The organism is Bradyrhizobium sp. WYCCWR15520, from assembly GCF_056174665.1.
Window position 1 is genome coordinate 197,964 of record NZ_JBWBWM010000015.1, and the last position, 11,374, is coordinate 209,337.

10 protein-coding genes are annotated in these 11,374 nt (G+C 64.3%); 6 read left to right on the plus strand and 4 right to left on the minus strand.

Annotation, left to right across the window (positions count from 1 at the left end; genetic code table 11):
* Positions 1 to 2: 2 nt before the first annotated feature.
* On the plus strand, positions 3 to 392 hold the full coding sequence (locus AC0QUY_RS19220; RefSeq protein ID WP_475387956.1) for a response regulator: 390 nt from the start codon (positions 3 to 5) through the stop codon (positions 390 to 392).
* Positions 389 to 1,636: an adenylate/guanylate cyclase domain-containing protein gene (locus AC0QUY_RS19225; RefSeq protein WP_475387957.1), complete on the plus strand. Its 1,248-nt coding sequence runs from the start codon at positions 389 to 391 to the stop codon at positions 1,634 to 1,636. Before AC0QUY_RS19220 ends, AC0QUY_RS19225 begins: the two co-directional genes overlap by 4 nt.
* 10 nt (positions 1,637 to 1,646) lie before the next feature.
* On the opposite strand, the gene AC0QUY_RS19230 is transcribed toward AC0QUY_RS19225, so the two are convergent.
* On the minus strand, positions 1,647 to 3,221 hold the full coding sequence (locus AC0QUY_RS19230; RefSeq protein WP_475387958.1) for an MDR family MFS transporter: 1,575 nt from the start codon (positions 3,219 to 3,221) through the stop codon (positions 1,647 to 1,649).
* Positions 3,222 to 3,383: 162 nt separating this feature from the next.
* Positions 3,384 to 3,899, minus strand: coding sequence for a YcgN family cysteine cluster protein (locus tag AC0QUY_RS19235; protein ID WP_475387959.1), 516 nt, complete (start codon positions 3,897 to 3,899; stop codon positions 3,384 to 3,386).
* A 293-nt stretch (positions 3,900 to 4,192) separates the two neighbouring features.
* Between AC0QUY_RS19235 and AC0QUY_RS19240 the strand changes: the two genes are divergently transcribed.
* From AC0QUY_RS19240 to AC0QUY_RS19250, 3 genes are all read left to right on the plus strand, one after another.
* Positions 4,193 to 6,478 carry a transglycosylase domain-containing protein gene (locus AC0QUY_RS19240; protein ID WP_475387960.1) on the plus strand — a complete coding sequence of 762 codons (2,286 nt, stop codon included), beginning with the start codon at positions 4,193 to 4,195 and terminating at the stop codon, positions 6,476 to 6,478.
* Positions 6,479 to 6,630: 152 nt separating this feature from the next.
* Positions 6,631 to 7,209, plus strand: coding sequence for a DUF1214 domain-containing protein (locus AC0QUY_RS19245; RefSeq protein WP_475387961.1), 579 nt, complete (start codon positions 6,631 to 6,633; stop codon positions 7,207 to 7,209).
* Positions 7,206 to 7,820: a DUF1254 domain-containing protein gene (locus AC0QUY_RS19250; RefSeq protein WP_161853060.1), complete on the plus strand. Its 615-nt coding sequence runs from the start codon at positions 7,206 to 7,208 to the stop codon at positions 7,818 to 7,820. The genes AC0QUY_RS19245 and AC0QUY_RS19250 overlap by 4 nt, the downstream gene beginning before the upstream one ends.
* Before the next feature lie 113 nt (positions 7,821 to 7,933).
* On the opposite strand, the gene thrS is transcribed toward AC0QUY_RS19250, so the two are convergent.
* Positions 7,934 to 9,136, minus strand: coding sequence for a threonine--tRNA ligase (gene thrS / locus AC0QUY_RS19255; RefSeq protein ID WP_475387962.1), 1,203 nt, complete (start codon positions 9,134 to 9,136; stop codon positions 7,934 to 7,936).
* Between the two features lie 264 nt (positions 9,137 to 9,400).
* Positions 9,401 to 10,255 (minus strand): MBL fold metallo-hydrolase, encoded by an 855-nt coding sequence (locus AC0QUY_RS19260; RefSeq protein WP_475387963.1) that lies wholly within the window; start codon positions 10,253 to 10,255, stop codon positions 9,401 to 9,403.
* A 92-nt stretch (positions 10,256 to 10,347) separates the two neighbouring features.
* Here AC0QUY_RS19260 and AC0QUY_RS19265 point away from each other — a divergent pair, with 92 nt between their 5' ends.
* Positions 10,348 to 11,208, plus strand: a complete 861-nt coding sequence (locus AC0QUY_RS19265; protein ID WP_475387964.1) for a LysR family transcriptional regulator — start codon at positions 10,348 to 10,350, stop codon at positions 11,206 to 11,208.
* The last annotated feature ends 166 nt before the right edge of the window (positions 11,209 to 11,374 follow it).

Sequence of the window (11,374 nt, forward strand, 5' to 3'; positions counted from 1 at the left end):
CCGTGAGTGTTCTGGTTCTAGTCGTCGATGACGAGCCCGACGTGGAAGTGTTGTTCCGCCAGCAATTTCGCCGCGACCTGCGCGCGCAGCGTTTCGTCATGGACTTCGCCAGTTCCGCGCCGGATGCGCTGGCGCGCGTCGGCTCCCCCACCGAGCATTCGCTGATCCTGATCCTGTCCGACATCAACATGCCCGGCATGACAGGGCTGGAGATGCTGCCGAAGGTGAAGGAAATGCGGCCCGAGGTGCCGGTCATCATGATCACGGCCTATGGCGATGCCGACACCAAGCGCAAGGCGCTCGAGAACGGCGCAACTGACCTTCTGACCAAACCGATCGACTTCGCGGCGCTGCGTCAGGAGATCGATGCCAGGCTCGAGCAAGCCGCATGACCGCAACCATCCTCGTGGTCGATGATGAGCCGGATCTGGAGGCGCTGATCCTTCAGAAATTCCGCCGGCAGGTTCGCGAGGGTTTGGTCAGCTTCATGTTCGCGCGTGACGGGCTCGAGGCGTTGCAATCGCTCGAAGCGCATCCGCACGTCGACCTCGTGGTCTCCGACATCAACATGCCGCGAATGGACGGCCTGTCGCTGCTCGCCAGGCTGCAGGAATCCGAAGACAAGAAATCGACCATTATCGTGTCGGCCTATGGCGACATGAGCAACATCCGCACTGCGATGAATCGCGGCGCATTCGACTTCGTGACCAAGCCGATCGATTTCGTCGATCTCGAAGCGACGATCGACAAGACCCTGCGGCACATCGAAATGCTGCGCGAGACGCGCCGCCGCCAGGCGGAAGCCGAGCGCGCCCATGCCTCGCTCTCCCGCTATTTCTCGCCCGAACTCGCCAAGCGGCTTGCGTCCAGCGTGGGCGACAGCATGGAGGTGGCCTGGCGCGACGTTGCGGTCATCTTCACCGACATAACCAGCTTTACCTCGCTCGTGGAGACTGCCCCGCCCGAACTCCTTGGAGAACTGCTCAACGAATATGTGGCCGGAATGACCGACGTCGTCTTCGCGCATGAGGGGACCGTGGCAAAGGTGATCGGCGATGCGATCGAGGTACTGTTCAATGCGCCCAGCGACCAGCCCGACTACGCAGCGCGCGCAGTCGCCTGCGCGGGCGAGCTCGACGCTTGGGCGGAGGCGTTTCGCGAACGGTGGAAGGCGAGAGGCGTGAATTTCGGCGCCACCCGCATCGGCGTTCACGCCGGTCCTGCGCTGGTCGGCAATTTCGGGGGCGGCCGTTTCTTCGACTACACTGCTTATGGCGACGCCATCAACACGGCGGCGAGGCTTGAAGCGGCGAACAAGATTCTCGGCACCCGGATCTGCGTCAGCGCGACAATTGCAAACGCTGCGGAGAATTTCAGGGGCCGACCGGTCGGCGACCTCGTGCTGCGTGGGCGCAGCGAACCGCTGCGCGCCTACGAGCCCTTATCGGCAGCGAGTTTTGGTGCGCCGGCGACAACGCTGTATGGCGAAGCTTTCGCCAAGCTTGAGGCTGGCGATAGCAGCGCAATGCCGGCCTTTGCCGCGCTTGTTGGCGCGCACGCCGAGGATCCTCTGGCCAATTTTCACCTGAAGCGGCTGCTCAACGGCGCGAAGGGTGTCCGTATGCAGCTTGAATAGCCAGGCAGCCCTACTCCGCCATCTCCGCCGGCGTCGAGGGGCCGGCCAGCGGCCGTTCCTCCATCGCGAGGATGCAAACCGCAGCCGTTGCGAGCAGCGCGGCGGCGGCGCCAAAGACATAGCGGAACGCGGTGATCATGTCGGCGACGGGAATGGCATTCGCCGGTCCCCGATGCTCGCCGAGCGAGATGCCCGCGCCCAGCGACATCAACAGGATCGCGCTGAAGGCAGCGACCGCGAACGACGACATCAGCGCGCGGAAGAAGTTCATCGCACCGGTGACGGTGCCGATTTGCGGGCGCGCCACCGAGTTCTGCAGCGAAACCACGCTGACCGGGAAAGTCGTGCCGAGCCCGAGCGCAAACAGCGACAAGACGATCAGCAAACCCCACAGCGGCAGCGTCGTCACGGTCAGCACGACGCCGAAGATGGTCGCCGTCAACGTTCCGGCAATCGCGACGCGCTTGTAGTGCTTGGCGCGCGCCATGGTCCGTCCGGCGATCGCCGCGCCACAGGTGGAGATCGCGGCGAGCGGGATCAGCGCCAGTCCCGCCTCGCTGGCCGTGAGATGGTAGACCACCTCGTAATACAACGGCAGATGCACGGTCAGCCCGGTGATGGCGCCCAGCGCGCAGGCGCCGGCCACGATGGCGTAAGGCACCACCGTTCCGCCCAGCAGCGACAGCGGCAGGAACGGCTCCTCGGCATTGCGCGCATGCCAGACAAAGGCGAACGCCAGCGCGACCGATGCGCCGATCATCGCCATGATCGCAGGCGACAGCCAGGCGTAACGGTTGCCGCCCCAGGTGAGCACCAGCATGACCACGACGGCGGCTGCCATCAGCAACAGCCCGCCAAGCCAGTCGACCTTGCGGCGGAGGTGGAAGACCGGGATCTTGCCCATCTTCGGCAGCAGCAGGAACAGCGCGCCGACGGCGAGCGGCACGTTGATCCAGAAGATCATCGACCAGTGCAGATGTTCGGCGAACACGCCGCCGAGCACGGGACCCATCAGGCCCGCCGCCATCCAGACGCCGCTGAAATAGGCCTGATATTTGCCGCGTTCGCGCGGGCTAACAACATCCGAAATCACGGTCTGCACGACCGGCATGATGCCGCCACCGCCCAGCCCCTGCAGGCCGCGCGCGACGATCAGGACCGCCATGTTCGGCGCCACCGCGCACAGGATCGATCCGGCGGTGAACAGCACCAGCGAAACGGTGATCATGACGCGGCGGCCATAGATGTCGCTCAGCGTGCCGAACACGGGGGCTACCGCCGTCGAGGCCAAAAGATAGGCCGTGATCACCCAGGACAGGTTGCTGACGTCATTGAACTGGCGGCCGATGGTCGGCAGCGCGGTCGCCACGATGGTCTGGTCGAGAGCGGCCAGGAACATCGTCAGCAGCAGACTCATCAGAATGGTGCGGACCTCGTCCTGACTCAGCGGCGCGGGCGGCGCGAGCGGCGGCGCATCGCTGACATCGATGACTTCGGTCGTGATGTCCGAAAGCTCGCGTTCAATACCTTCCGGCAATGTCGTTTGGTCGGCGGGCTCGCGGCCCAGCCGCTGGTGCTGGTTCATGTCGGACGTAATATTCTTCTGCGCGGCCAAAGCTGCCGAGATGGAATCGCCATATGCGATGCACTTTAGAGGGCAAATTTCCCCCGCGGCAGCACCTTGCGCGCATGGGAGCATCCCGCGCAGGGACCATCGCGTTTCCGTGAAGCGTTCAGGGATTTACGGTCAGGCTTTCGGCCGCTTCTTCAGCCGCGCCCGCTTCGGCAACAGTGCCGGCCATTGCACGATGTGATCCTCCAGATCCTCATCCGGGATCTCGTTCTCGGTGCCCTGCACCCGGCCGCGGACGGAAACTCCGGCTTCATGCACGGTGTTGGGATCACCCGAAATCAGCGGGTGCCACCAGTAGAGATCGCGCCCCTCGGCGACCAGCTTGTAGCCGCAGCTCGGCGGCAGCCAGTTCAGGGTGCGGACGTTCTCAGGCGTCAGGCGGACGCAATCCGGAACCTTGTCAGAACGGTTTTGGTAGTCCTTGCAGGCGCACAGCCCCGAATCCAGCAGCTTGCAGGAAACATGGGTGAAATAAATTTTCCCGGTGTCCTCGTCCTCGAGCTTTTCCAGGCAGCAGCGCGCGCAGCCATCGCACAGGCTTTCCCATTCGGCGTTGGACATCTCCTCCAACGTCTTGGTTTTCCAGAAGAATCCCTCCTGGGTCGAGGGTCGCTTGGGCGGCGCGGTCATGAAGTCGGTTGTTTCCGGGTCGGGTTCGGCTGTGGCACATCTAGTGGGTCCGGCAACCAGGGCGCAAGCGGGCCGGTTACGGGAGCAAAAAAGGTGGGACGGCGTTAGGGCTGACCACCAAAATGGTGAGCGGGAGCATTGGTTTATGGTCCCCGCTCGGATAGAACGAATGTGAGTCCCCAGGGCGCGAGAGCGAGCCGTAAAAGCGCCTTGGGTTTGCCGCAACATGAAAGCAAGACGTCTCGACAGCGCCCGCGCGGGTGCGTGAGCGTTTCGAACGACCAAGGGTCCCGGTGCGCCAAATCGTACCTCCTGATGTGAAGCAGAAGATCCGGAACTTCCTTCTGGATCTGGACGCACGTATCGACTCGACGCTGTTCTCGTCGGGCAAGGGCCTGCGCGAGCTGTACGAGCGCTATTCCACCTTCATGGACCGCTTCTATGTCGGCCGCTGGAAGCGCTGGGTCTTCATCGAGCCGTTTTCGGAGGCCGCCACCATCGGCCTCGGCGGCCTGATCCTGATGCTGGCGCTGGCGATCCCGGCGTTTCGCGAAACCGCCGACGATGACTGGCTGAAGAAGTCCGATCTGGCAGTGTCGTTCCTCGACCGTTACGGCAATCCGATCGGCAGCCGCGGCATCAAGCATAACGACTCGATCCCGCTGGAAGATTTTCCGGACAACCTGATCAAGGCGACGCTCGCTACCGAGGACCGCCGCTTCTACGATCATTTCGGCATCGACATCCCCGGCACCGCGCGCGCCCTCGTGACCAACGCGCAAGCTGGCGGCGTGCGCCAGGGCGGTTCGTCGATCACGCAGCAATTGGCGAAGAACCTGTTCCTCAGCAACGAGCGTACCATCGAGCGCAAGGTGAAGGAAGCGTTCCTGGCGATCTGGCTGGAGACGCGGCTGACCAAGAACGAGATCCTGAAACTCTATCTCGACCGCGCCTATATGGGCGGCGGCACCTTCGGCGTCGACGGCGCGGCGCATTTCTACTTCAACAAGTCGGCGCGCGACGTCACTCTGGCGGAATCGGCCATGCTCGCCGGCCTGTTCAAGGCGCCGACCAAATACGCCCCGCACATCAACCTGCCTGCCGCCCGCGCCCGCGCCAACATCGTGCTCGACAACCTTGTCGACGCCGGCTTCATGACCGAGGGCCAGGTGTTCGGCGCCCGCCGCAACCCGGCCTTCGCCGTCGATCGCCGCGACGAAAACTCGCCGAACTACTATCTCGACTACGCCTTTGAGGAAATGCGCAAGCTGGTCGATACCTTCCCGAAATCCTATACCGAGCGCGTGTTCGTGGTCCGCACCGCGATCGACATGAATGTGCAGCGTGCCGCCGAGGAAACGGTTGAAAACCAGCTCCGCCAGTTCGGCCGTGACTACCACGCGACTCAGGCTTCCGTCGTGGTCGCGGATCTCGACGGCGGCGTCCGCGCCATGGTTGGCGGCCGCGACTACGGGGCCAGCCAGTTCAACCGCGCGACCGACGCCTATCGACAGCCGGGTTCGTCGTTCAAGCCCTATGTCTACACCACCGCGCTTTTGAACGGGTACACCCCGAACTCGAAAGTGGTCGACGGCCCGGTCTGCATCGGCAACTGGTGCCCGCAGAACTATGGCCACAATTATTCCGGCTCGGTGACGCTGACCCAGGCGATCACCCGTTCGATCAACGTGGTGCCGGTGAAGCTCTCGATTGCGCTCGGCGGCAAGACGCCGAACCCTGCCAAGGCCGGCCGCGCCAAGATCACCGAGGTCGCGAGGAAGTTTGGCCTCACCGCCCCCCTGCCGGATACGCCGTCGATGCCCATCGGCTCGGACGAGGTCACCGTGCTCGAACACGCGGTCGCCTATGCGACCTTCCCGAACAAGGGCAAGGCGCCAAAACCTCACGCAGTGCTGGAAGTGCGCACCGGCGCCGGCGACCTGGTCTGGCGCTTCGACCGCGACGGCAAGAAGCCGGTGCAAGCCATCCCCGCCTCCGTCGCCGCCGACATGTCGGAAATGATGAGCCATGTCGTCAGCGAAGGCACCGCCCGCCGCGCCGCGATCGACGGCATCCCGACCGCGGGCAAGACCGGCACCACCAATGCCTACCGCGATGCCTGGTTCGTCGGCTTCACCGGCAACTTCACCTGCGCGGTCTGGTACGGCAACGACGACTATTCGCCGACCAACCGCATGACCGGCGGTTCGCTGCCGGCGCAAACTTGGCACGACATCATGGTCGTCGCGCATCAGGGCGTCGAGGTGAAGGAAATCCCTGGTATTGGCATGGGCACGAAGCTGCCGCAGCCCGCTTTGTCCGCCAACGCAGCGGCCAGCGGCGCGGCACGGGTGCTGGATACCAAGCCTGGACCGCCGCCGGTATTGACCAAGCGCGGCGCGGATATTCTGGTACGCGTCGAAAAGCTGCTCGACGAGGCCGGCAAGGCCGCGGGCAAGACCTCGTCCAACGACCAGAAGCAGCCGGCGAAGCCGGTCAATTCCGGGGCGCTGGCGTTTCCGGAGAATTATATCGCAGCCGCCGGCGACCAGCCTGCACCGGCGCAGCGGAAGAATTAATAGGCATGATCCGGCAGAACCTTAACCGGCTTTCCTCGGAACAGATGCGAAGCGCCTGTGCCGACATGCTCAAACAAAAAGATGCGCTTCAGGTTTCGAATGAAGCCGGTTCAAGCGGAATCTGATGCCGTGAGATTTCGGAGCACTGGCCCGTGCGGCTGATCTTCATCACCTTGCTGGCGTTGGCGCTTGCCACGGCCGTCGGCCTCGGCTCGACCTATATGACGGCGACGCGCGGCACCGATCTCGGCACGCTCACGATCGGCGCCTGGACCGCACGTCCCAAGGCCGGCACCTCCGAAATCGATCCCTACTCACGTGCCTCGATTGCCCGCAGCGGCGAATTGCCTGTAGGAACCGGCGACGGCATCGCCTTTACAGCCACTACCGACGACAAGAAGAAACCGCTCGACGGGCGCTGCGATGTCGTCGTCAGCGGGGTGACGCCGGCCGCCCGGTTCTGGACGCTGACGCTGTTCGACCGCAAGGGGCATCTGGTCGCCAACTCGCTGCAACGCTACGGCTTCACCAGCCAGGAAATCGTCCGCGGCTCCGATGGCGGGTTCGAGATCCGCGTAGCCGCGCGCTCCCGCGCCGGCAACTGGCTGCCGACCGGCGGCATCGAACGCTACGCGTTGATGCTGCGGCTGTACGATACGCCGGTTGGCGTTGCGACGCGGACGCAGCGGGACGCGCCGATGCCCTCGATATCCACGGTGAACTGCCCATGATCCGGCTGGTGTTCACCATCATTGCGGGCGTGCTGCTGGGCGGCGTGGTGCACCTCGTCAGCGTGCTGGCGCTGCCGCGGATTGCCACCCAGGACGCCTATTCGCGGCTGACGCCGATGACGAAGGAGAATGCCGTCACGGCGCTGCCGCTGGCCGAGCCCAACAATGCGCCGATGCCGTTCATGGACCCGGCCTTTGCGGTGGCGATCTGCCGCTACGACCTCAAGGATGGCCCGCTGAAACTCACGGTACCGGTCAGCCAGGCCTATACCTCGGTGTCGTTCTACACGCGCAACGAGGTCGCCTATTACGCCATCAACGACCGCTCCGCCGGCCGCAAGGTGATCGAGCTCGACCTGATGACGGAAGCGCAGCATTCCGAATTGCCGGAGGATGAGGAAGTCACCGCCGCCGACCGGCTGATCATCGACTCCCCGACCGTCACCGGGCTGATCGTGCTGAAGGCGCTGGCGCCGGAGCCCGGTCTGATGCCGCAGGCACAGGCCTCGCTCGCGGCATCGCGTTGCACGATCGAGACCGAGCCGCCACCGGCCAAGCAGCCCGAGCCGCCAGCGCCCGCACCACCCCCCGCGCCGCGCTCCAAGCGCTGATCAGGGGGTTCCTGACGAACGACAACTCCTAAGGTCACTGCGTCCGCGGGCGCTGCGCACGTCCGCTAGGGGTCCACTGATCGGAGCGCGCCTGAGGCTGGTTTTACAGGGCTTCAGCCACAAGGGCCGCCCGGCCGGGCCCTCGCCTGCAGGCGGGACACGGCCTCGGCCAGAGGAACGTCGGCCTGTGAGCCGTCGCGCTCGCGTAAGGTCACCCGGCCCTCCCTCATCTCGCGCCCGCCGACGATAGCCATCACCGGCACCGCCATTTCATGAGCCGCCACGATGCGCCGCGAAAGGGTATCGGCGCCGTCATAGGCAACGGCCCTGATCCCGGCATCCTCGAATGCTGCCAGCACGTCGGCGCCGTATCCGGCCTGGTCCTTCGAGATCGGCGCGACCGCGACCTGGTCCGGTGACAGCCAGAAGGGAAGCACGCCGTCATGGTGCTCGAGCAGGATCGCCATCATGCGGCCTAGCGATCCGAAGATAGCGTGGTGGATCATCAGGGGCCTCGCGCGGCTGCCGTCGGGGGCGACGTAGGACGCCTCGAGCCGCTGCGGCAGCACGCCATCGAGTTGCACCGTGCCGCACTGCCAGGATCGTCCCAGCCGGTCGCGAAGCGCGAATTCCAGCTTCGGTCCGTAGAACGCGCCTTCGCCGGCATTGATGTGAGGCACGAGGCCGCATTGCCGCGCGGCATCGCCGAGCTTGGCCTCCGACCAGTCCCACGTCGCATCGTCGCCGGCGCGCACCGCCGGACGCGTCGCCAGCCCCACCTCATAGTCGGGAAAACCGAGGTCTCGGTAGACCTCGCCCAGCAGGGCGATGAAGCGCGCGACTTCATCCTCCACGTCCTGCTCGTGGCAGAATACATGGGCGTCGTCCTGCTCGAAGGCGCGCGTCCGCATGATGCCGTGAAGCGAACCGGAAGGCTCATTGCGGTGGCAAGCACCGAACTCGGCATAGCGGATCGGAAGCTCCCGCCACGAGCGTAGCCCCTTGTTGAAGATCTGCACGTGGCAGGGGCACGACATCGGTTTCAGCGCCATCGCCAGCTCGCCATCGTCGACCCGGAACATATGCTCGCCGAACTTGTCCCAGTGGCCGCTGCGGCCCCAGAACTCCTGCGGCAGCAGCTGCGGCGTCCGCACCTCGGCATAGCCGGCGCGGCGCATCTTGAGTCGGAGATAGTCCTCCAGCATCCGGTAGATCGCGTAGCCGCGCGGATGCCAGAACACCATGCCCGGCGCATCTTCCTGAAGGTGCCAGAGCTTGAGCTGCACACCGAGATTTCTGTGGTCGAGATCGTCCATGGCTATTGTTCCTTGTGATGGGAAAAAGCGCAGACGGGGACCAGCAAAAACAGAAAAGGCCCCGTCCGTCGCCGGCGGGGCCTTTTCTGGTGAAGTACGCTTGTCTCTAGCGCGCGCAACCAGCAGGCGATCCGCCGTAAGCGGTCGCGGTGGTGGTCAGTGCGGCTGAAAGAAGCTTTTTCATGCGCCGTATATGGCGGTAAAACGCTCGGGCGTCAACGCCAGCCGCTTGGCATCGCGGAATATGGATGATGCGCCGGGACATCAACACGCTGTGGCGGATGGTCCGGCCTGGTGTTGACCGCAACGGCAGTTGTCGTAATCGATGGGATCGTGGCTGTTGAAGATGGTCACGGCATCGCCCTGATTTTTCTTGAGTGCTCGCAGCCGCTCCTGATTTTCAATGCGCATGGCGCGGTCCATGTCGGCGCGGCGCTGAAACAGACCGAGCACCAGCGGCATTCGCGGCGACGCCTGCATTTGGCCATGGAAGAAATAGGCATCGCCCGCGTGCAGCAGCCATTTGTCGCCACTCCGCACGGCGATGCCGCAATGACCGAGCGTATGGCCGTGTAGCGGGATCATCAGGATATCGGGCTCGCGGTCGCCAAGCGCGCGCACGCCTTTGAACCCGAACCAGTCCTCACCACCCTCCCCGTAGAATGCCCATTGCGGACCATGCTTCCACTGATCGGTGACGTAACGCCCCTTCGGTGCCGGTGCCGTCCGCGCCACCGCCATGTCGTGCTCGCGGCGATGGACGTGCACCCTGGCGTTCGGGAAATCCGGAATGCCGCCGGCATGATCGCGATCGAGATGCGTCAGCAACAGATGCCGCACGTCGTTGCGCGAATAGCCGAGCGCCTCCACTTGCCGGACGGCGGTCTCGGCCGGGTCGAGCCGCGGCGTCGTCTGCCGGACCCATTTCGGTCCGAGCCGCGGCGGGTTGGCGATATCGTCGAGACCGATACCGGTATCGACCAGCGCCAGTCCGTCATTGGTCTCGATCAGCAGGCAATGACAGACCATGCGGGCGCGCTGAAAAATGCTGCCGGTGCCATTCACCAGGCGCCGGCCGATCGGGCACATGGTGCCGGTGTTGAGATGATGGACGCGCATGATGGTGTCTCCACGAGGTCAGGTGCCTTGCTTGCCATCTGCAAATCGATAGGTAAAATATTGATATCTTATACTATCGATAGGATAGACCTATGGATATCCGCGAGCTCCGCTATTTCACGGCCGTGTTCAGGGAGCGCAACCTCACAGCGGCGGCCAAACGCTGCTTCATCTCGCAGCCCTCGATCTCGGCGGCGATCACCAATCTGGAGGCCGAACTTGGCACCGCGCTGTTCATCCGGCACAAGAAGGGTGTGGCGCCAACGGAAGCGGCCGAACAATTCCACACGGTGGCCCGCCGCATCATCGACGAAGCGGACGCCGCAAAAAACCTGTTCCGAAAATCGGCGAAGCGGAATTCGCTGACGCTCGGCCTGATGCGCACGCTCGATCGTCCCCGAACCATCGCGCTGCTGAAGCCGCTGACCGGAACGTCCGACGTTGCGCTCCGCCTCGTCGGCGTTGACGATACTGCGGACGCGCGGATCGTCTCCAAAAACCTGCTGCGCGAAGACGAGCATTTCGTTCCGCTCTGGGTCGAGCGCTACGTCGCAGCGCTGCCGCCATCGCATCCGCTGACGCTGAAGGAGCGGCTGCGCACGACGGATCTCGCCGGCGTCGCCATGGTCGATCGCTGCCATTGCGAACAGAGCGAATTCTTCGGCCGCGCCGCATCGGCGCCCCGCCAACCGGCGGCGATCGCCGAGTCGGAAGATTGGGCGATGGCACTGGTTGCCGCCGGCGTCGGAATTGCCATCGTTCCCGAAGGCGTGGCGCGGGCCAATTCAGATGTCGCCGTGCGCGAGATCGATGTCGACGTGAAGCGCGAAGTCGGCCTCGCCTACGGCGCGGCGCGGCCGCCTTCGGAGGTGCTGCAGAATTTCATCGCCAAACTGCAGGGGCAACGGCCCAAAGCTGGCCGCGCTAAATCGGCGGGCAAGACCGAGCGCTAGGGCGTGTACTCACCGGACGAGAGATGTTTGCTTTTGAGGCGATTCCGTTGAAAAAGGCGGCAGTAGTTTCGTCGTGAACGCCCGCTGTTCCGCGGACGAGTCGGCTTGATGAGGCTCACGCGGGCATCGGGATCAGCTTGGCCATCTTACGAAGGTTCTGAGCGGT

Excerpts from the sequence above, each read along its gene's own strand:
- AC0QUY_RS19225 (WP_475387957.1), top strand. The coding sequence starts at position 389 with ATGACCGCAACCATCCTCGTGGTCGATGATGAGCCGGATCTGGAGGCG.
- AC0QUY_RS19230 (WP_475387958.1), bottom strand. The coding sequence starts at position 3,221 with ATGAACCAGCACCAGCGGCTGGGCCGCGAGCCCGCCGACCAAACGACA.
- AC0QUY_RS19235 (WP_475387959.1), bottom strand. The coding sequence starts at position 3,899 with ATGACCGCGCCGCCCAAGCGACCCTCGACCCAGGAGGGATTCTTCTGG.
- AC0QUY_RS19250 (WP_161853060.1), top strand. The coding sequence starts at position 7,206 with ATGATCCGGCTGGTGTTCACCATCATTGCGGGCGTGCTGCTGGGCGGC.
- thrS (WP_475387962.1), bottom strand. The coding sequence starts at position 9,136 with ATGGACGATCTCGACCACAGAAATCTCGGTGTGCAGCTCAAGCTCTGG.
- AC0QUY_RS19260 (WP_475387963.1), bottom strand. The coding sequence starts at position 10,255 with ATGCGCGTCCATCATCTCAACACCGGCACCATGTGCCCGATCGGCCGG.
- AC0QUY_RS19265 (WP_475387964.1), top strand. The coding sequence starts at position 10,348 with ATGGATATCCGCGAGCTCCGCTATTTCACGGCCGTGTTCAGGGAGCGC.